This is a genomic window from Shewanella algicola, from assembly GCF_014648035.1.
Taxonomy (GTDB): Bacteria; Pseudomonadota; Gammaproteobacteria; order Enterobacterales; family Shewanellaceae; genus Shewanella; species Shewanella algicola.
Window position 1 is genome coordinate 63,724 of sequence record NZ_BMQI01000004.1, and the last position, 22,103, is coordinate 85,826.

Consider the following 22,103-nt stretch of genomic DNA (forward strand, 5'->3'; position numbering starts at 1 on the left):
GCGAATAAAAAATGATGTTGACGGTGTTAAAAACGATTGGTGTACTGGTTGGGATAATCAGTAGCTTATTGGTATTTGCTGTTGTTTGCTTAGTGGCAATCAACGCGTCTGACAGAACAAAATCGCCAAATACACTATTAGTTGAAAGCTGGCTAAAGCAACAACCCGTTGTATCGGACGCAAACGGGTTTGAATATGCAAAAATTATTGTTAGCACTCCTGAAGATAATGCATCGCTTGAACAAAAATCATTGTTAGCCCTGAGTGCTAACGAGCTTGAGTTAACACGTGGTTTTAAAACCGCTTGCTATCAAACTGACATCACCACATGTAATCAATTTGTTAATGCTAACGATAATGATATTAATGATGTTATAGGCGCATACCACGCTCAGATTGAGCAATATAATACATTATTAAACATGCCTTTTTGGCAAGAAAGCGATCAATCTCTGACACTGCTGAAGCAAATCCATTGGAGTAAGCTTTTTCAACTTAGAGATTTAAGCATACTGGCAGCGATAAAAGGCGTTAACGCAACTGCAAATAAAATAGATATTGATAGCGTAACAGCATTTTTAGAGAGAGACGCTCACTTTTGGAATAATGTGTATCATTCTTCTCGCTCGTTAATGAACCATAGCATTGCCTATAACATGCTCAAACTACAGATAACTTAGCTAAATCGATTACCCCTGAAAACAAAGAATTTTCGATAAAAATTAGCACCTGGCAATCTCCCTTCGTATTAACTCAAAGCGACTTTAAGCGAATATCTGCAGGTGAATGGCTTTTTGGTCGAAACATAATGCAACAAATGGAAATAGATGCTCAACAAGAGAGCGTGCCTTTCTACGAGCAATGGTTAGCTAAAATGTTTATTAAATCCATTGATGATGATAACTTGCGGGCTGAGTATTTCGTTAACATGGCTAAAGAGCCCGTTTCAACAGATTCATCGGTTACGCTTATACAACCAGAATATTGCGATAACGACAATAATTTGCTGCAGTTATGGCAATTACGGTACAACCCAATTGGTAAAGTATTAAGCTGCACTTTTTATGAAACAGATCTTAAGTTGCGCATTGTCAATATGAATAATGAAATAGAACAGCTACGCAGCAAGTTAATAATGACTCAATAGCAAAAAAAACTAATAATATAAAAGAGCACTTGGTGCTCTTTTTTATTGTGTAATTACCAATAACCTGAAGTCTGAGTTAGATTAAGTAACCTCAACTCGAAATAATAAACGCCTTTCAAGCATAACAAATGACAAATCTGAAAGTGAGTTTGGTTAACGTGCTGATTTTAAATAGTATAAATTCAGCGCTCAACCCAAGCTCAGGTTAAATAATAAACCGCTAGCTGCACACCAATTAATGCAAATATACCTGCTAAGACATCGTCTATCATTATCCCAAAACCACCATGGACTTTGGCATCAAGCCAACGAATAGGCCAAGGTTTAATGATGTCAAAAAAGCGAAACAATACAAAACCAAGCACTAACCAGACAAAACCTGAAGGCGCTGCGGTCATGGTGATCATTAAGCCAACCACTTCATCCCACACTATGGCACCGTGATCATGAACGCCCATGTCTTTTGCTGCTTTGCCACAAATGTAAAAACCAGCAAGCATACAAAGCACAGTGATCAGCAAGTAGGGAGTTAAACTTAACTGTTGCATTAGTAGCACTAAAGGTACGGCAGCTAGAGTGCCAAAGGTGCCTGGTGCTTTGGCGACTTTACCACTGCCAAAACCTAATGCTAAAAAATGAATTGGGTTAGCAAGCGACAGTTTGTGCACGAATTTATCTTGGGTCAGTAGTTTCATAAGCCGTCATTTAAAAGTGTTCAAAACCACGCGATACCGGAACAAACGGTTCACCATCGTCGACTAATTTGAGTTTATCACCGGCACAAATTTGACCGATTTTAACAAATTTAACCCCAGCATGGATCAATGCTGTATCAATCGCCCCGCGCTGAGATTCAGGCACAGTAAATAATAACTCGTAATCTTCACCGCCCGTTAATGCATAACTCAGCGCCTCTTCACGGCTTAAGTTTGCTTTAATGGATGCTGATAACGGGATTTGGCTAACATCGATAATCGCACCCACTTTTGAAGCCTTAAGCACATGCTGAATATCGGATACTAATCCATCGGACAAATCGATAGCACTGGTGGCTAAGTTTCGTAAAGCTTGCCCTGCTAACACACGTGGCGTGGGATAGTAGTGACGGTTAATCAGGTATTCTTTATCTTCGGTGTTGACGATTTTAGCACCGCGCAAAATATCTAAACCCAGAGCTGAATCCCCTAACGTGCCGGTGACATAAATCCAATCACCATTGCATGCTCCGCCGCGAGTCAGTGCACTGCCTTTTATTACCTGGCCATTAATGGTAATGCTAATACAGCGAGGCCCACGCGTAGTGTCGCCACCAATTAATGCAATACCGTAATATTCAGCAATTTCAAAGAGGCCATCACTAAAACGTTCGAGCCATTCAGGCTCAACACTGGGTAAAGTGATTGCTAAGGTAAACCACGCAGGCTCTGCCCCCATTGCAGCTAGGTCTGATAGATTCACAGCCAGTGATTTATAACCTAAAGCATGGGCTGGTATGTCAGCTAAAAAGTGAACGTTTTCGACTAACGTGTCACAAGATATTGCAATCGATTTATTTTCTGCCGGATTCACTAAGGCACAATCGTCGCCAATGCTAAGTTCAACATCGCGTCTTTTTTGGCCTTTATTACGGAAGTAATGTTCGATGAGTTGAAATTCTTTCACATTCAGTTTGGTACGGAAAACCGACCACCTTAATTTAGAAACAATTAATAGATATGAAAAACGGCATCCGAAGATACCGTTCTGGTGTTACTTGTGTTTCACTAATTTATCAAGCAAGCCGTTTACAAATTTGTGACTGTCGTCTGCACCGAATGCTTTTGCTAATTCGATACCTTCGTTAATGGCCACTTTAAACGGCACATCTTTACGGAAGGTCAACTCGTAAGTTGCCAAACGTACAATGGCTTTCTCTACTGGTGAAACATCTTCAAAATCACGATCTAAATGTGGCTTTAGTAAATCATCAATCTGTGAGGTTTTAGACGCCACACCTGATAATAATTCACGAAAATAAGCAACATCTACACCGTCTGTGTTCTGCTCAGTTAAAAACTCATGTTCTACGTCAGCAACATTATTTTTACTCAACTGCCACGAATAAATGGCTTGAACGGCTAGACGGCGGGCCTTACGGCGCTCTGAAGGTTTCATACTTTTCCTACTATTACAGCTGTTGTTCTAGTTGTTGCAGTACATTAACCATTTCAAGTAAACCAAGGGCAGCTTCGCCACCTTTGTTACCTGCTTTAGTACCTGAACGCTCAATAGCTTGTTCGATGGTATCGGTTGTTAATACACCAAATGAAACGGGTAGGTCATAGTCTAAAGCAACTTGAGCTAGACCTTTGTTACATTCACCGGCAACAAAATCAAAATGAGGAGTTCCGCCACGGATCACAGCACCAAGTGCAATGATTCCGTCGAATTTTCCGCTTGCTGCAACACGTTTTGCTGCAAGTGGCAATTCAACTGCGCCAGGAACACGTACAACAGTAATGTTGTCATCGCTTACCTGACCGAAACGCTTTAATGTGTCTATTGCACCGTCAAGCAGACTTTCAACTAAAAAACTATTGAATCGCGATATTACGATCGCCACTTTGGCATTTTTCGCTTCGATATTACCTTGAACTACGTTCATTCTATCTTACCTAAATTAGCTAAAGCACCCGGCTCGGGGCAAAAAGAGGCGCTATGATATCACAGCCATTAGCCCTGAGCGCTATGCAATTAATGAAATTGTTAAATTTACCGACTACTCGATTTATTCACCGATATAGTCAGTGACTTCCAAGCCAAAGCCTGACAGCGAATGATAACGCTTTGGCGAACTTAATAGGCGCATGGTTGTGACACCTAAACTAGCTAAGATTTGTGAGCCAACACCAACCTGGCGAGACGTACCTTGCCACATTGCTGAAGCTGGCGACTCACCATTATCTTCAGCTTCAAACGCTTTTACTTTTGCAATTAACTCACTTGGGTGTTCATTATTACCTAATAACACCAATACACCGCCATCGGCAGCAATTCGTTCCATAGCTTGCTCTAGCGGCCAACTGCGTTTTTGATCGCGCTCAGAATGCAATAAATCGTTAAAGGTGTTTTGTAAATGAACCCGCACCAAACAGTTTGGCTTTACTTCACCTTTAACCATCGCGTAGTGAAGTTGATTATCAATCGTGTCTCTAAAAGTAACCATAGTAAATTCACCAAAACGAGTTGGTAATTTACACGTAGCTTCACGCACAACCGTAGTTTCATTGGTATTACGGTATTCAATAAGATCTGCAATGGTGCCCATCTTAATACCGTGTTTTTCGCTGAAAATCTCTAAATCTGGGCGACGCGCCATGGTACCGTCTTCATTTAAAATCTCAACAATCACGCCCGATGGTTCACAACCTGCTAAGCGTGCTAAATCGCATCCTGCTTCAGTGTGACCCGCGCGCGTTAACACCCCACCTTCTTGAGCCATTAACGGAAAGATGTGTCCTGGCTGCACTAAGTCAGACGCTTTAGCTTTTTTTGCCACCGCGGCTTGCACTGTTACCGCACGGTCATGGGCTGAAATACCGGTTGTTACTCCTGTAGCCGCTTCAATCGACACAGTAAAGTTAGTTGAAAACTGAGCGTTATTATTGGTGACCATTAACGGTAGATTTAATTGAATACAACGTTCTTTGGTCATCGTTTGGCAAATGAGTCCACGTCCATAAGTTGCCATAAAATTAATTGCTGCTGGTGTGATTTTGTCAGCGGCTATGATTAAATCGCCTTCATTCTCTCTGTCTTCATCATCCATCAAAATAACCATTTTACCTTGACGAATATCTTCAATGATTTCTTCTATGCTATGTAGCGCCATTGTCAGACCTTTATTTATCGATTTATAGTATTTGAATATGTTGGGTACAACTTTTTATACGTCATTAGCGTAAAAAACCAGACTTAGCGAGCAACTCCATTGTCACTCCGGAAGTCGGTTCAGGGTTTGCTTCTGGTTGCATTAACCGCTCTAAATAACGGGCGATTAAATCCACTTCAATATTCACGCTATCGCCCACTTTTAACGTCACCAAGGTGGTTTCACCAGCAGTATGAGGCACAATCGTTAACCGAAAACGCGTTCCATCGACTTCGTTGACGGTTAAACTCACACCATCAATGGTAATCGACCCTTTATGGGCGATATAACGGCTCAGCGACGCCGGCGCAGACAACCAAAACTCTAACGCCTTGCCTCTATAAGCACACTGCTCCACTTTAGCAATACCATCAACATGACCACTAACCATATGGCCACCTAACCTGGTGGTTGCCGTAACGGCTTTTTCAAGGTTGACTTTTTGACCCACTTGGTAACGGTTAAAACCCGTTAGTGCTACCGTTTCAGCCGAAATATCAGCAACATAACCATCTGCTAAGCTCTCAACTACAGTTAAGCAAACACCATTGGTTGCAATGCTATCGCCCAGTTTAACGTCGGCTAAATCTAACTTTCCACTCGCAACCGTTAGGCGTATATCATTACCTTTACGATCAATTTTACGTAATGTGCCAAGGGCTTCGATTATCCCAGTAAACATAATGACTCACTTTTAACATTGATACTTTGCTGTCGCTCAGACTTTTAGCCTTAGCAACCAGCAATTAATAGGATTGATTATATCTGAGGATATAACGCTTATCATTGCCAATACTGCGCTCATCAATGAGTTGCAACGTTGGCGTTTGTTCCATAGAGGTATAATCTGGCAATTGCAACATATTGCGGCCATGACTGCCGAGGATTTTAGGCGCTTGATAAAGCACAATGTCGTCCGCTAAGTTTTGTGCAACAAATGCGCCCGCTAACGTTGCCCCCGCCTCAACTAATACTGAGTTGGCCGTGTTACCTAAATACGTTAGCAAGGGCAGTAATGGGATTCTACCCGACGAATCACACTCTATAACTAAAAATGACACATGCTCAGGAAAAGCCGCTTTAATCTCTGGTGGATAATCGCACCCTGACACCAATAAGATCGGGCTTTCAATGGTAAAAAGTTGCTGATTTGCGGTTAATCTTGCTCGGCTATCTAACACCACTCTAAGTGGCTGAAAAATCTCATAAGGGGTATGACGAGTAGTTAACTCCTCCAATGATTCAAAACGCACATTTAAACTTGGGTCATCGACCAAAACCGTTTCAACACCAGTGATTAATGCACAGTGACTTGCGCGGTATTTTTGCACATCTGCGCGCGCCGCAATGCCCGTTATCCATTTTGACACACCATTAGATAACGCGGTTTTTCCGTCTAAACTGGCCGCGACTTTTACCGTCACCCAGGGTAAACCGGTTTTCATCCGCTTCATAAACCCAAGGTTTAATCCATAAGCTTGCTCGGTTAATAAGCCGACATCTACCTCAACTCCCGCCTCTTTAAGCATGGCAATACCACGACCAGAGACTTCCGGGTTGGCATCGGTTACAGCCACAACCACTCGAGCCACTTTGGCATTAATAAGCCCTAATGCACACGGCGGGGTTCGGCCATAATGACTGCATGGCTCTAATGTGACATACGCCGTTGCACCTTGGGCGGATAACCCTTGCTCTTGGACCATCTTAAGCGCGTTAACCTCAGCGTGTCCTTGCCCAGCACGTTGATGATACCCTTCACCGATAATCTGCCCCTGCTTGACAATAACGCAACCCACACAAGGATTAGGCCTTGTGGTATAGCGGCCTTGTTCTGCCAACATAATGGCTCGGCTCATCATTTCAATATCGACGCTAGACCAATTAGACATGGTTGAACTCTCTTTGAATGCCATAAAGCATTATTCACATTTATAACGATGGATAATCGTGGCCTGATGTAATGCTTATTTTTGTAATTTAGCGATAGCCTCGCCAAATTGAGACACATCTTCAAATGCACGATAAACCGAAGCAAAGCGAATATAAGCCACTTTATCTAGGCTCATTAATTGCTCCATCATCAAATTACCAATCATTTCAGAGTCGACTTCACGCTCGCCAGTGGCACGTAAAGTGGATTTAATTTTACTCAGCGCCTGTTCGATTTCATCAATTGATACCGGACGTTTTTCAACAGCACGCAGCATGCCACCGCGCAGTTTTTCTTCATCAAAGGGTTGTCTGGTGCCATCGCGTTTTATCACCCGAGGCATCACTAACTCAGCGCCTTCAAAGGTCGTAAAACGTTCATGACATTCGGTACATTCCCGGCGACGACGAACTTGGTGACCGTCGGCCACTAAACGAGAATCGATGACTTTGGTATCGGTCGCGCTACAAAAAGGGCAATGCATTGAACCTCCTGCAGAAAACAAAATGGCCGCTAAAATTAGCGGCCATTAAAGTTTATCCTATTTGTGGCGCAAGGTTAACCTAAACCTCAACGCCAAAAACAATCAAGATTAACCGTATACAGGGAACTTAGCACACAATGCCAATACTTGGCCTTTAACGCGCTCAATGACATCAGTGTTAGATGCATCATCTAAAATGTCACATATCCAAGTTGTCAGCTCTTTGGCTTCAGCTTCTTTAAAGCCGCGGCGCGTAATAGCTGGCGAACCTATACGAATACCAGATGTCACAAATGGTGAACGTGGATCGTTAGGCACAGAGTTTTTGTTAACGGTAATGTTGGCACTGCCTAAAGCCGCGTCAGCTTCTTTACCAGTTAAGTCACGACCGATTAAGTCAACCAACATTAGGTGGTTTTCAGTACCGCCAGAAACGATTTTATAACCACGGGCTAAAAACACTTCAACCATGGCTTTAGCGTTTTTAACTACTTGCTGCTGGTATACTTTAAATTCTGGTTCTAATGCTTCTTTAAATGCGACCGCTTTACCGGCGATAACATGCATTAAAGGACCACCCTGGCCGCCAGGGAATACCGCAGAGTTTAACTTTTTGTATAAGTCTTCATCATCAGCTGCAGAAATAATAATGCCGCCACGAGGGCCAGCTAATGTTTTATGCGTAGTAGAGGTAACAACATGAGCATGTGGGACTGGCGTAGGATACACACCAGCAGCAATTAAACCTGCAACGTGTGCCATATCAACAAATAGGTAAGCACCAATTTTGTCTGCAATTTCACGCATTTTAGCCCAGTCAACAATACCAGAGTAAGCAGAGAAACCGCCAATCATCATCTTAGGCTTATGTTCAACCGCTAAGCGTTCCATTTCGTCATAGTCAATTTTACCTGACTCGTCGATACCATAAGGGATGATGTTGTAAAGTTTGCCAGAAAAGTTAACTGGAGAACCGTGCGTTAAATGACCACCGTGCGCTAAGTTCATGCCTAACACTGTGTCACCTGGCTGTAATAATGCCATGAATACGGCACTGTTTGCTTGTGAACCAGAGTGTGGTTGCACGTTAGCGTAAGTGGCACCAAATAATTCTTTTGCACGTTCGATTGCTAATGTTTCAACAACATCAACATACTCACACCCACCATAGTAACGCTTACCTGGATAACCTTCAGCATACTTGTTTGTTAACTGAGAACCTTGCGCTTCCATCACACGTGGACTGGTATAGTTTTCAGACGCAATCAATTCTATGTGCTCTTCTTGACGACAAGTTTCATCTTCAATGGCTTTAAATAATTCTGGATCGTAATCCGCAATATTCATCGCTTTTTTCAACATGGTAGCTCCAACATCATTATCTATATAGTAAGGTTGCGCGGTATTCTACTCTGCAACGATAATTATTCACAGTATAAACAACATGAAATTCACTGTGTTCTCAATACAAAACGATTCATGTTAAATCGCTAATACACTACCAATCCCCTCTGTCATCTGCACATAAATAAAGCCACAACTGAAAACCTGCAAACGACTGTTGAGTTACGCAAAGAATACAGTAGAATTATCAGCATCATTGTTGACAATTAGACTGAATAAACATGGCTCAATTTGTATATAGCATGCTTCGAGTGGGCAAGATTGTTCCACCTAAAAAGCAAATTTTAAAAGACATTTCGTTAAGCTTTTTCCCTGGCGCAAAAATTGGTGTACTTGGCTTAAATGGCTCAGGTAAATCAACTTTATTGCGTATTATGGCTGGTCTTGACACCGAAATTGAAGGTGAAGCTCGCCCAATGCCGGGGCTTAAGATTGGTTATTTACCGCAAGAGCCGCGCTTAAATGAACAACAAACTGTGCGCGAAGCCATTGAAGAAGCGGTAAGCGAAGCCAAAAATGCCTTAACCCGTTTAGATGAAGTGTATGCCGCCTATGCTGAACCAGACGCTGACTTTGATGCGCTGGCAAAAGAACAAGGTGAATTAGAAGCGATTATTCAGTCACAAGATGCTCATAACCTTGAGCGGATTCTTGAACGTGCCGCCAATGCGCTTCGTTTACCTGAATGGGATGCCAAAATTGAAGTGCTTTCAGGTGGTGAACGTCGCCGTGTGGCGATTTGTCGGTTACTGCTTGAAAAGCCAGAAATGCTATTACTTGACGAACCAACCAACCACTTAGATGCTGAGTCAGTGGCATGGTTAGAGCACTTTTTACAAGAATATAACGGCACCGTTGTGGCCATTACCCACGACCGTTACTTCTTAGATAATGCGGCTGGCTGGATTTTAGAACTTGACCGCGGCGAAGGTATTCCATGGGAAGGTAACTATTCATCGTGGCTTGAACAAAAAGATGCTCGTTTACAGCAAGAGTCATCAACAGAAAGCGCACGCCAGAAAACCATTGCTAAAGAATTAGAATGGGTTCGCCAGGGTGCTAAAGGCCGTCAATCAAAAGGCAAAGCCCGTATGGCGCGTTTTGAAGAGTTGAACACCAACGATTACCAAAAGCGTAACGAAACTAACGAACTGTTTATTCCACCAGGACCTCGCCTAGGCGACAAAGTCATCGAAGTGACTAATTTAACCAAGTCATATGGTGACCGAGTATTAATAGATGACTTAACATTCACCGTGCCTAAAGGGGCAATTGTCGGCATTATTGGTGCTAACGGTGCCGGTAAATCAACGTTATTTAGAATGATATCGGGTGCAGAACAACCAGATAGCGGTTCGATTTCTGTGGGTGACTCTGTCCAAATTGCATCGGTAGAGCAGTTCCGTGACTCTATGAATGATAAAAATACCGTGTGGCAGGAGATTTCTGGCGGTTTAGACATCATGCGCATCAATAACACAGAAATTCCAAGCCGAGCCTACGTTGGCCGCTTTAACTTCCGTGGTGGCGATCAGCAAAAAATCATTGGCACCTTATCCGGTGGTGAGCGTAACCGTGTTCATTTAGCGAAACTACTGCAAGCCGGCGGTAACGTATTATTACTCGACGAACCGACCAACGACTTAGATGTTGAAACGTTACGAGCATTAGAAGAAGCGTTACTTGAATTTCCTGGATGCGCCATGGTTATTTCGCATGACCGTTGGTTCCTCGACCGTATTGCGACCCATATTTTAGACTACCGTGATGAAGGTAAAGTGAACTTCTATGAAGGTAACTACACTGAGTATTCGACGTGGCTAAAAGAAACGCTGGGTACCGATGTGGTTGAACCACACCGTTTAAAATACAAGCGCATAAGTAAGTAACGTTTGATTCTTTATCAGTAACATTTGAGACTAAAACAGAGACTTCGGTCTCTGTTTTGCTTTATCAGACTGATTTTCGTTTATATTTGCTTGTTTTCACTATAAACTCAGCTCAGCATCTAGAAGTGTCAAAATTTTGTCAATTTATTGTGAGCTAAGCATCACAATCTGTTTGTAAAGGCAAAATAACTTCAGTATTATAAATTATTAACGGATTATTTTGCTCTTTGCTGATTACACTCAGCGCATTACAGAGTGTCGATGGTTCCAGCTTGTATAGAAATATAATGGAGAAATCAGTGAGATACGGTTCAATTAGCCTTGCTTTATTGTGCTTATACGCAAGTAATTCATTTGCGGCACTCGAAGTCATTACCAATACAGAAAAACAGACACTAAACCAAATCGAAACCGAATATGATATCGACAGTCTGTTGATCAATGTGAATGACAAATTCTCTCAACTTAACAAGAAAGCCTACGACGTTGAAGGTCTAAAAAAAACCATCGCATCAGAACAGCAACGTTATGATGAATTAATCGAAGGGTTACCTGAGGCTATCCGCACAAAAATAACCTTGCCAAACACTTACAAGCAAATTGAAGAATCTGTCACTTTGGTTGATGAGTTAACGCTAAAAGCAGAACAAGACAGCAAGCGTCTTGAAGCTGAAAAAGAAGAAATCCTGTCAGAATACGAATCTATCAATAAACAGCGTGCGACTAAAAGCCAGCAGTTGTTCAAGCTTAAAACTGATATAACTAACCGCTTAATTGCTGACTTATCAAAATCAAGTAGCACTTTGCCAATTAATATTAATGGTTCGACTGAATGCTCTAAATACCAAACTATTGCTGATTGTTTAAAAGAATCAAAAAGCAGTATTTTGAGCAGCACCCGTAATGAATCACCTTTTTTAAATGATAAAAGCGTGCTGCTTTCTTACGAAGTCATCGACGCTAACATGAACATGAAAGGCGGTTTACAATATAAAGTGGCCATGAAGTTCAAGCCATCTTATAACAACAAAATCGATGAAATGCTTAATGACAAGCTAGGTTTAAAATCGGCCATGGTGACATTAGTCAGTAACGTGCCTGCAGATTGGTTTGTTAACGGTGTAAAAGTCGGTACCGGTAAAAAGCTGTTCCACGAAATTCCATTAGGCAAGCATGGCATTTTGGCTTCTTACCAAGACCAAGACCAATCAAGTGTTGAAAACATTGAAGGTAACGGCGTATTTAATTACAAGTTCAACAATGTTAAGACAGCAAAAAAACCAAGCAGCCAAACGCCATCAGTAGTGGCAGAGCTTCCTAAAGGGATCCTCAAGCCAACCGCAAAAGCAACACCCAAATCGGCTGACAAACCTAAAGCGAAGTACACGCTGTTTTCAGACCAAACCAGTATTAAGCTCAGTGATGAAGATGCTAAAAAGACGTCTTCAGATAAAGGCTACGAATACTTTATGGGTGTTTCACCTGCGACTAAAAAGCAAAATATTGAGTTTACCAACGAGCCTATCGAAAAGTAAGCCTTAACACTTTGCTCAACCTTAAAGCCATATCATTCGATATGGCTTTTTTGTTGCGCTAAATAAAACAAAGTGCCTTGTTACAAACAAAACCAAAAGCTTTACATTACTTTACGATAAGTTTTACAAAACATATTTACAATATAACCATTAGCTAATTCACAACTTGCGTACCCTACGCCTGGTTTATAGAGACATCCAACATGATAAAGAAACTCGGCTTAAAGACGTTTTCAGCAGCTTTTGCGATCGCCACCTGCTGCGTATTAAGTATCAATGTTTTTGCAGCGACAAAACCTCAACGGGTTGAAAAAATTATTCCGGTTATGACTGCAAATGTAGAACAACATGAGTTATCTCAATCTGTCACGCTTATTGGTAAACTCGTCGCCACCGATTCAGTGATGATTGCACCGCAAGTAGGCGGTAAAATCGATTCAATTGAAGTGAGCTCAAACCAACATGTCAGAAAAGGACAAACATTACTCACTCTTGATAACAGCAAAGCCAAAGCCAATGTATTAGAGGCGCAGGCTTATCACAAAGATGAAGTCCGTAAACTCAACGAGTTTTTAAAACTTATCAATGTTAACGCCATCACCCAAACCGAAATTGAAGCACAAAAGGCCAGTGTCGACATTGCCCTCGCCCGCCTTCAATCAGCACAAACCGATTTGGCCTATCACACCGTAACAGCCCCTTTTAGCGGCAATACCGGCTTGGTCAATTTTAGCCGAGGCAAAATGGTCAGTATAAATGAGGAATTACTGTCATTGGATGATTTATCGGTACTGCAATTAGATTTACAAGTGCCCGAACATTACCTGTCGTTACTGAGCACAGGTATGCCAGTGAATGCCAGCAGCAGAGCATGGGCAAACACCACCTTTACCGGCAACATCATTGCAATTGACCCAAGAGTGAATTCGCAAACGCTTAACCTCAACATCCGTAGCCAATTTTATAATAAAAAAGGCCAACTAAAACCCGGCATGATGATGTCTGCAACATTAATTTTCCCCAGCGTTTCAGCCCCAATCGTCCCAGTACAAGCACTTGAATACTCAGGCACTAAACGATTTGTTTACGTCATAAACCAAGACAATGTCGCCCAGCGTAAAGAAGTCGTACTAGGCGCAAGGATCAAAGATGAAGTATTGATTGAGTCTGGCGTCAATATTGGTGACAACATCGTAGTGCAAGGGCTCGTGAATATGCGCGACGGGGTGAAAGTGAACGACCTGAGTAAATCGATAAAAACGGCACAAAACGACACGCAAGTATTGTCTGCTCAGGAGCATAAATAATGTGGCTAAGTGATACTGCCGTTAAGCGCCCGGTTGTCGCTATTGTACTCAGCTTGCTCCTTTGCGTATTTGGCATAGTGTCGTTTTCTAAACTGGCTGTTCGGGAGATGCCAGATGTGCAAAATCCTGTTGTCACTGTAATGACAACATACAGTGGCGCTTCTGCCACGATTATGGAAAGTAAAATCACCAAAACGCTCGAGGATGAACTGACCGGGATTAGTGGCATTGATGAAATCACCTCAACCACACGTAATGGTATGTCGCGTATTTCGATTGAGTTTGAGCTCGGTTGGAATTTAACCGAAGGGGTCAGTGACGTTCGTGATGCTGTGGCCAAAGCACAGCGCCGCTTACCCGATGAAGCCGACGATCCAATTGTGTCTAAAGATAACGGCACTGGAGAACCGTCGATTTATGTTAATTTAAGCTCTGAAAACATGGACCGCACTCAATTGACCGACTACGCTCAACGTGTTTTAGAAGATCGATTTAGCCTGATCACCGGCGTCAGCTCAGTCAATATTTCTGGTGGCCTGTATAAGGTCATGTATGTGCAATTAAAGCCACAGCTAATGGCTGGCAGAAATGTGACCACCAACGATATTATTAGTGCATTAAACACCGAAAACCTTGAAACACCCGGTGGTGAAGTCCGTAACGATACTACGGTGATGTCCGTTAGAACCAAACGCCTCTACTTCAGCCCTGAAGATTTTAATTACTTAGTGGTGCACACAGCATCAGATGGCACCGCCATATACCTTAAAGATGTCGCCAATGTGTTCATTGGTGCCAAAAACGAAGACTCCACCTTTAAAAGTAACGGTATCGTAAATCTCAGCTTAGGGATTGTGCCGCAGTCGGATGCTAATCCATTAGATATTTCAAGACGGGTACAACAAGAGGTCGACAAGGTACAAGGTTTCTTACCCAAAGGAACCCATTTAGTGGTCGACTACGATGCCAATGTATTTATCGACCGTTCAATCAGTGAGGTATACAACACGCTGTTGATTACTGGGGTACTGGTTGTATTAGTGCTATATATTTTTATCGGACAAGTGCGAGCAACGTTAATCCCTGCAGTTACCGTTCCTGTGTCTCTAATTGCAGCCTTTATGGCAGCATACAGCCTAGGCTACACCATTAACCTATTAACACTTATGGCATTAATCTTGGCCATTGGTTTAGTGGTTGATGATGCAATTGTGGTGGTTGAGAATATTTTCCATCATATCGAAAAGGGCGAGCAACCCATACTTGCCGCTTACAAAGGGACACGAGAAGTCGGCTTTGCGGTAATTTCAACCACGTTAGTACTGGTAATGGTCTTTTTACCTATATCGTTTATGGATGGTATGGTCGGCTTATTGTTTACCGAGTTTTCGGCCATGCTAGCCATGTCAGTTATTTTTTCATCGCTTATCGCATTGACACTAACCCCAGTAATGGGCAGTAAATTACTCAAAGCTAATGTGAATAAAAACCGCTTTAACCAGTGGGTAGACCGTCGATTTTCTCAATTAGAACACAATTATCGTCGTATGGTTAGCTGGGCGCTGGCATGGCGTGTCGCCGCGCCTGTCGTTATTTTATCGTGTATTGCTGGCAGTTACTTTTTAATGCAACAAGTGCCATCCCAATTGTCACCGCAAGAAGACCGAGGGGTACTTTTTGCCTTTATCAAAGGCGCTGAAGGCACCAGTTATAACCGTATGGTTGCTAACATGGACATTGTGGAAAGCCGCTTATTACCTCTGCTTGGCCAAGGGGTAGTGAAGTCATTCAGTGTTGAAGCGCCCGCCTTTGGTGGCCGCGCTGGCGATCAAACTGGCTTTGCGATTATTCAGCTAGAAGATTGGGCCGATCGCGACATCGATGTTAAACAAGCATTAGGGTTAATTAGCCAGACCTTAAAAGATATCCCTGATGTAATGGTTCGCCCTATGTTGCCAGGGTTTAGAGGTAGATCAAGTGAACCCGTTGAATTCGTGCTTGGCGGCTCTGACTACGCCGAATTGTTCAAATGGGCGCAAATTTTACAGCAAGAAGCCGATGCTAGCCCCATGCTAGAAGGTGCCGATTTAGATTATGCTGAAACCACGCCCGAGCTTGTGGTTACAGTGGATAAACAGCGCGCCGCCGAATTAGGCATTAGCGTATCCGAAATATCAACCACTCTTGAAATCATGTTAGGCGGTCGTAGCGAAACCACCTTTGTAGAGCGAGGCGAAGAATACGATGTGTACCTTCGTGGTGACGAAAACAGCTTTAATAGTGTTAGCGATCTCAGTAAAATTTACTTTAGAAGCGCAAGGGGCGAGCTCATCACCCTAGACACAGTCACCCATGTAGAAGAAATTGCCTCACCACAACGATTAAGCCACACCAATAAGCAAAAATCGATCACCATCAAAGCAAACTTAGGTGATGGCTATACACTTGGTGAAGCCCTAGACTATTTAGAGCAACGCGCAATTGAAATATTACCTACCGATATTTCAATTACTTATACTGGTGAGTCAAAAGACTTTAAAGAAAACCAAAGCGGGGTATTGGTCGTATTTGCCCTTGCCTTATTAATTGCTTACTTGGTATTAGCGGCCCAATTTGAAAGCTTTATTAACCCCGCAGTGGTAATGTTTACAGTACCGATGGGGATTTTTGGTGGCTTTATTGGCCTAGCACTCACCAATCAAGGTATGAACATTTACAGTCAAATTGGTATGATCATGTTAATCGGCATGGTGACTAAGAACGGCATTTTAATTGTTGAATTTGCCAATCAGTTACGGGATCGCGGCTTCGCACTCAACACCGCCATTATTGATGCATCTGCACGCCGCTTACGCCCCATTTTAATGACCGCCTTTACTACCTTAATTGGCGCAATTCCATTGATTATGTCAACAGGTGCTGGCAGCGAAAGCCGCATCGCAGTGGGAACTGTGATATTCTCCGGCATGGCATTTGCTACTTTCGTGACCTTATTAGTCATCCCTGCCATGTATCGCATAATCTCGGCCTCAACGCACTCACCCGGGTATGTTGAAGCCCAACTAAATGATGCCATTGCCGCACAAGCGGCAACGCAGCCTTAATCAACACAGGTGTAAGAATGACTAACATTGCAGTATTTGTAGACGTACAAAACATTTATTACACCTGTAAACAAGGTTTTGGCCGCTCATTTAATTACCGCGCACTGTATCAACAACTAGCAAAGCGCGGTCACATTAGCCACGCTATCGCTTATGCGATAGCGCCTGCCGATGATGGCCAAGTTAAGTTTCAAGATGCCTTAAAACACATTGGCTTTACGGTAAAAACTAAGCCGTATATTCAACGAAGCGATGGCTCAGCCAAAGGGGATTGGGATGTGGGGATTACCATCGACATGCTCGAGATAGCCCCAACGGTTGATGAAGTGATATTGTTGTCTGGCGACGGTGACTTTGATTTATTATTGAAAAAAATAAACCAAAGCAGCCAATGCTACACCCATGTTATTAGCGTTGAACGGTTGACCGCCAAGTCGCTCAGTGATCAATGTCAACAATTTACACCAATAGACAGCACTTTATTGTTGTAATGATTTGCGCGTAAGCCTTATTTGAGATACAACTTATCGACAGCTTTTTACAATACTTCATATTGTATGAAAAGTTGAATTAACACGACAAAGCATCGTTGCTGAAGATAAGGTTTTTAATGGTTTTCTCTTTTCACAAATTAGTACGTTACCTATGTGTAATAATAAGTGGGGTATTAATCTCACTTTCCATTGTATTCAGTGTCGCTGCAAATCAATATCAAATTGAACGCTTAAATATTTCCGATGGTTTACCCTCAACATTAGTGACAATGATCTACCAGCAAAAAAATGGTTTTTTATGGTTTGCGACTGATTCAGGAGTAAGCCGATATGATGGCCAAGCGTTTATTCACTTTCAATTTTCGCCTGGCTCTAAAAGACATATTTCCAATAACTTTGTTACCGATATAATAGAAGATAGCCAAGGAAATATTTGGTTTGCTACCGAAGATGGTTTAAACCAATTAACCCTCGATGATCAATTAAGCATTTACCCGTTAAACCTTGAACCATTTGCTCAAAATACCAATTGGATAACGAAACTCTACCAAGACCCAAGTAATAATTTATGGGTGGGTACCGGCAGCGGGTTACAATTTAAATCGGCCAGTTCGGCTCAATTCATTTCGATCCCCTTATATCTCAACCAACAAAAGACTGCCGTAGAAACCTCAATTTATAGTATTGTCGCTGACCAACAACAGCGGTTATGGGTAGGCACTGACTTTGGCTTAGCCGTGTTAGAACCAAACACTCAAGCATTGCATTTATTTGAGCCTAATATGGCTGACAATAACAGTAATAAAGTATCTACGCCTATTACTGCCAAGACGTTATTTAACGACTACATACTCAGCAGTGAAGTGGCCGACAATGGCTTAATTTGGTTTGGTACACAAAATTATGGCTTAATTCGTTTTAACCCTAACAATAAAAGCTACCAGCACTATTATGCTCAAGCTCACCCACAACAAGGTGACATAATCAGTAATTATGTCACTAGTATTGCCATTGAAAATCCACAAACCATCTGGGTAAGCACCAATAAAGGTGTCGGGGTGCTTTCGATAGCTTCAGGTCAATTTGATTGGATTACATCTCAAGCATTTAATGATCACTCTCTGCCAAGCGACTTTATTGATGATGTGTTTATTGATTCATCTGGTCTCGTGTGGTTTGCATCAACTCAAGGTGTGGGGTATTACAGCCCTTTAAAACAAGCCAGTCGTATGTATAAACCGCTAGCAAATGACTCTGAGCTATCAGGAGAAAATGTCTTTGCTCTTTCAGTAAACAAACAGCATCATGTTTGGGTGGCATCTAATAATGGTTTAGATACTATCGACTTAGAGAGAAAAACAGCCACATTATCCCCTTTGACCAACGAGTCCGATAATACATTAATAAGCAGTATTTGGAATGTACAAGTTGACGCAGCGAATAACGTTTGGGCTTCACATGATAAAGGGTTAAGTTATTTCGATGCTAAAAGCCAACACGTTACTCACTATAGTAATGCCCCTGGTAACCCATATGGTTTTCCTCAAACCGACTTTTACACAGTCACCCCAGACAATAAAGGCAACGTTTGGATAACCGGTTATTTAAATGCTGGGGTAATGTTATTTAGTCCATCAGAAGGCATACTAAAACATTATTTTAATGATAATGAAAACCTCTACACCTCTGGCGGCAATTTCACCTTTGATGCGATTATTATTGATACTGGAGAATTATGGCTTGCCACCACTAATGGCATTTTTATTATCGACTCAAATAGCGACAAAACCACACATTTAAGCCTAGGCAATGACCGCGAAAATATTCGAACAAGTGGTATTTATCAAGACGAACAAGGTGTTATTTGGGCCACGACTCAAGGGCTTGGTTTAGCCAAAATCACCCCAACAACAAAAGATGAAACCCCATACAATATTGAATATATTACCCGCAAAGACGGCCTAACGGATAATCGCTTGAAGGCCGTTACCGGAGATGAACAAGGTAATTTATGGATTACCAGCCGCCAAATGTTAACGCAGTACGCAAGCCGCACAGGCACCATCACCCATTACCCATTACCCAAGTGCGATTAATCATAGTAATTTAATTTTTAACGAAGCGGCGATAGATCTGATTGGCAATCAACTTGTGATAGGTTCTAATAAAGGTGTCATTCAGATTGATATTACCGCGATTAGTCAAAATCATTTTATTCCGCCAGTGCATATTACCGCGGCCAATACCGCCAATAAATCTTACGTCAATATCAACAACAACGTTGATGCTGTTACAGTCGATTATGATAACAATATGATTCAGTTTTCATTTGCGTCATTAGATTTCACCGCACCAGAGCGCAATAAATATCGCTTTATGCTGGAAGGCTTTGATGACGACTGGATTACCACCCAACAACACAATGCGATGTACACTAACCTCCCCGCCGGTGATTACACCTTTAAAGTACAAAGCACGAATAGCGATGGGATCTGGAGCCCACAACAAGCAGAGTTTGCTTTCAGTATCAATCAAGCCTGGTGGTTTTATGCGTTAATAGCCTTAGCCATTACCGTTTGTTTAATGTCGATGTTATTTGCGTTGTCTCGATTTAAACAAATTAAAGAGTTAAGCAACCGTGCCAATTACGACAGCTTAACTGGCTTAGCCAATCGCTTTTATTTTAATCAGCAATTATCAAGGTTAATTAACACCCCCACCCAAACCGCAGCGGTCGTGTTTATCGATTTAGATCATTTTAAAGAAGTAAATGATTCTATGGGGCACGACATTGGTGATGAACTCATTATCCAAGTGGCTAAACGCTTACAACACTGCTTAAAACATCAAGATGTACTAGCCCGCTTAGGTGGCGATGAGTTTGCGTTAATTATTCAATATGAACCAGATGAAAATAGACTTAACCAAGATTTAGTCAATATTATCGAACGGATCCTAAGCTCACTAAACGCGGGTTATCAAATCAATGAGTTTTGGTTAAACAGTTCAGCCAGTATTGGTGTTGCCTGTTATCCAAATGACGGTAAAGACGCAAAAACATTATTAAAGCATGCCGATACGGCAATGTACGCCGCTAAACAAAATGGCCGTAATGGCAGTTATTTTTTCAACGAGAAACTGTCTGCAGCGCTATTAGAGCGGTTATTAATTAAAAACCAGCTTAATAATGCCCTTCCCGAAAACCAGTTAGTGGTGTATTACCAGCCAAAATGTTGTGCCCACACTCAAAGCATATTGGGGCTCGAAGCCCTTATTCGTTGGCAACATCCTACCGATGGATTAATTTCTCCTACGCGCTTTATTGACCAGGCAGAAGACAGCGGATTAATTATCGACATCGGATTGTGGGTACTGGCTCAAGCTTGTCATCAAGGGTATCAATGGCAGCAGCAAGGTATTCTTAAGGGCAATATTTCGGTCAATATATCGCCACTGCAATTATCACAGCCTACTATCGTTGAAGACATCGCGCTGATATTACAGCAAAGTCAATTTCCTGCTCACATGTTAGAGCTTGAAATCACAGAGTCATTATTAATTACCGATATAAAAGCGGCAAAGGCTGTGCTATTCCAACTGAAGCAGCTTAAAGTACGCATCGCACTTGATGATTTTGGTAAAGGCTACTCTTCATTAAACTATTTAACTCAGTTTCCTCTCGATACCTTAAAAATAGATAAAGCTTTTATTCACTCTATGTTGCCGATAGAAACCAGTAATATTGTACTGAAAAATATTATTAAATTAGGTAACGAGTTGCAGTTAGATGTCATTGCCGAAGGGGTAGAAACACACGCTCAATTGGTTAAGCTTAGGCATTACCAATGCAAAATTGTGCAAGGTTTTTTATTCGGCCCTGCGCTTAATGCGCTGGCGACACAAAGCTTACTCAAACAAAGTTATATTATGAACGATAAGTTAGAACTAGCAAACCCAACGGGCTAAGCCTGGCGGGGGGTTGTCGATAGCATTGAAATATCCCTTTCTCAATAATAATGCTATGATCTCGGTGAAACGAATGGATTATTCAATAAAGGAATATATGCTGGCCACCGCTTTTAAAAACGTCCTATTGGCTCTATTTTCAGCGTACAACTTCTCTCACACACGGCCCAAAAAAATAGCGGCCACGGTGATGCTTTGTTGCATGTTGACGTTGCCCACTATGGCCTATTCTGAACCACTCAAAGTCACCTTAGCCGCAGAAGACGGCTGGCCTCCTTTTGCCGATGAATTTGGCCGCGGTATTTCTCATCATTTAATTCAGCAAGCCTTTAAACAAGTTGATGTGGCTGTTTCAACGATCGTAGTACCTTATACTCGCGGATTGGTGATGACCGATCGCGGCTCTGTAAATGGCGTCTTTAATGTCACTAAAGAACAAAGCACACTCAAACGCTTTGTATTTGGCCAGGAGCCCTTATTTACCGTCAATGCCTCTTTTTTCTTTGCCAAAGATCACCCCTCCAGTGTCGATGATAAATGGCACTTACCGATAGGCAGTGTGGTGGGGATTATTGATGGCTATGAATATGGTGATGAATTTATTCAACTGATTGAAAAGCGCCAGTTACGCATTACCAAAGTTAACAGCCAGCGCCAATTGATTAATTTATTACTGGTTGGCCGCATTAACACAGCCATTATGTATGACATGGTAGCCGATGTGTATATTGATCAAATGGGTGTAAACAAAGACATTAGTGCTAAATTTAATAACCACATCAGTGAAATATTTGTCGCCTTCTCAAAGAAAGATCCTCAAGCTGAGCAATGGAGTAAATTACTCGACAAAGGGTTACAAACATTAAAGCAACAAGGTCACTATCAGCAATTATTGGTTCCGCTAGACTAATTATTTACCAAGGTTAACTC

The 22,103-nt window shown here is 42.1% G+C and carries 19 protein-coding genes; 10 read left to right on the forward strand and 9 right to left on the reverse strand.

The genetic code is table 11. From position 1 onward, the window contains the following. Positions 1-11 precede the first annotated feature (11 nt). Positions 12-680 (forward strand): hypothetical protein, encoded by a 669-nt coding sequence (locus IEY42_RS02995; RefSeq protein WP_188923876.1) that lies wholly within the window; start codon positions 12-14, stop codon positions 678-680. A gap of 128 nt (positions 681-808) precedes the next feature. Then, on the forward strand, positions 809-1,147 hold the full coding sequence (locus IEY42_RS03000; RefSeq protein WP_188923877.1) for a hypothetical protein: 339 nt from the start codon (positions 809-811) through the stop codon (positions 1,145-1,147). A 200-nt stretch (positions 1,148-1,347) separates the two neighbouring features. Here IEY42_RS03000 and IEY42_RS03005 read toward each other — a convergent pair whose 3' ends face one another. The 9 genes from IEY42_RS03005 to glyA all read right to left on the reverse strand — a co-directional run bounded on the left by IEY42_RS03005 (position 1,348) and on the right by glyA (position 8,836). Then, positions 1,348-1,842 (reverse strand): phosphatidylglycerophosphatase A family protein, encoded by a 495-nt coding sequence (locus tag IEY42_RS03005; RefSeq protein WP_188923878.1) that lies wholly within the window; start codon positions 1,840-1,842, stop codon positions 1,348-1,350. 10 nt (positions 1,843-1,852) lie between these two features. Next, complete coding sequence (thiL, locus tag IEY42_RS03010) at positions 1,853-2,809, reverse strand: thiamine-phosphate kinase (protein ID WP_188923879.1); 957 nt, start codon at positions 2,807-2,809, stop codon at positions 1,853-1,855. Between the two features lie 87 nt (positions 2,810-2,896). Then, positions 2,897-3,301, reverse strand: a complete 405-nt coding sequence (gene nusB, locus IEY42_RS03015; protein ID WP_188917351.1) for a transcription antitermination factor NusB — start codon at positions 3,299-3,301, stop codon at positions 2,897-2,899. Between the two features lie 13 nt (positions 3,302-3,314). Continuing rightward, positions 3,315-3,791, reverse strand: coding sequence for a 6,7-dimethyl-8-ribityllumazine synthase (gene ribH / locus IEY42_RS03020; RefSeq protein ID WP_188917349.1), 477 nt, complete (start codon positions 3,789-3,791; stop codon positions 3,315-3,317). 123 nt (positions 3,792-3,914) lie between these two features. After that, complete coding sequence (gene ribBA, locus IEY42_RS03025) at positions 3,915-5,018, reverse strand: bifunctional 3,4-dihydroxy-2-butanone-4-phosphate synthase/GTP cyclohydrolase II (RefSeq protein ID WP_188923880.1); 1,104 nt, start codon at positions 5,016-5,018, stop codon at positions 3,915-3,917. Positions 5,019-5,082: 64 nt separating this feature from the next. Then, a complete protein-coding gene (locus tag IEY42_RS03030; protein WP_188923881.1) occupies positions 5,083-5,739 on the reverse strand; it encodes a riboflavin synthase in 657 nt (218 codons plus the stop codon). 64 nt (positions 5,740-5,803) lie between these two features. After that, positions 5,804-6,949 (reverse strand): bifunctional diaminohydroxyphosphoribosylaminopyrimidine deaminase/5-amino-6-(5-phosphoribosylamino)uracil reductase RibD, encoded by a 1,146-nt coding sequence (gene ribD / locus IEY42_RS03035; protein ID WP_188923882.1) that lies wholly within the window; start codon positions 6,947-6,949, stop codon positions 5,804-5,806. A gap of 75 nt (positions 6,950-7,024) precedes the next feature. Next, on the reverse strand, positions 7,025-7,474 hold the full coding sequence (gene nrdR, locus IEY42_RS03040; RefSeq protein ID WP_188917341.1) for a transcriptional regulator NrdR: 450 nt from the start codon (positions 7,472-7,474) through the stop codon (positions 7,025-7,027). Positions 7,475-7,582: 108 nt separating this feature from the next. After that, positions 7,583-8,836: a serine hydroxymethyltransferase gene (gene glyA, locus IEY42_RS03045; RefSeq protein ID WP_188917339.1), complete on the reverse strand. Its 1,254-nt coding sequence runs from the start codon at positions 8,834-8,836 to the stop codon at positions 7,583-7,585. A 263-nt stretch (positions 8,837-9,099) separates the two neighbouring features. On the opposite strand from glyA, the gene ettA reads away from it, so the two are divergent. The 8 genes from ettA (at position 9,100) to IEY42_RS03085 (ending at position 22,083) form a co-directional block, all read left to right on the forward strand. Continuing rightward, positions 9,100-10,767: an energy-dependent translational throttle protein EttA gene (gene ettA / locus IEY42_RS03050; protein WP_188923883.1), complete on the forward strand. Its 1,668-nt coding sequence runs from the start codon at positions 9,100-9,102 to the stop codon at positions 10,765-10,767. A gap of 299 nt (positions 10,768-11,066) precedes the next feature. Continuing rightward, positions 11,067-12,302 (forward strand): hypothetical protein, encoded by a 1,236-nt coding sequence (locus tag IEY42_RS03055; RefSeq protein ID WP_188923884.1) that lies wholly within the window; start codon positions 11,067-11,069, stop codon positions 12,300-12,302. Between the two features lie 203 nt (positions 12,303-12,505). Continuing rightward, positions 12,506-13,609 carry an efflux RND transporter periplasmic adaptor subunit gene (locus IEY42_RS03060; protein ID WP_188923885.1) on the forward strand — a complete coding sequence of 368 codons (1,104 nt, stop codon included), beginning with the start codon at positions 12,506-12,508 and terminating at the stop codon, positions 13,607-13,609. Beyond that, positions 13,609-16,713, forward strand: a complete 3,105-nt coding sequence (locus IEY42_RS03065; protein ID WP_188923886.1) for a multidrug efflux RND transporter permease subunit — start codon at positions 13,609-13,611, stop codon at positions 16,711-16,713. Before IEY42_RS03060 ends, IEY42_RS03065 begins: the two co-directional genes overlap by 1 nt. A gap of 17 nt (positions 16,714-16,730) precedes the next feature. After that, positions 16,731-17,204 (forward strand): LabA-like NYN domain-containing protein, encoded by a 474-nt coding sequence (locus IEY42_RS03070; RefSeq protein WP_188923887.1) that lies wholly within the window; start codon positions 16,731-16,733, stop codon positions 17,202-17,204. 119 nt (positions 17,205-17,323) lie between these two features. Then, a complete protein-coding gene (locus tag IEY42_RS03075; protein WP_188923888.1) occupies positions 17,324-19,303 on the forward strand; it encodes a ligand-binding sensor domain-containing protein in 1,980 nt (659 codons plus the stop codon). Positions 19,304-19,358: 55 nt separating this feature from the next. Beyond that, a complete protein-coding gene (locus IEY42_RS03080) occupies positions 19,359-21,173 on the forward strand; it encodes an EAL domain-containing protein (RefSeq protein WP_188923889.1) in 1,815 nt (604 codons plus the stop codon). Positions 21,174-21,393: 220 nt separating this feature from the next. Next, positions 21,394-22,083, forward strand: a complete 690-nt coding sequence (locus IEY42_RS03085) for a substrate-binding periplasmic protein (protein WP_229779890.1) — start codon at positions 21,394-21,396, stop codon at positions 22,081-22,083. Positions 22,084-22,103 lie beyond the last annotated feature (20 nt).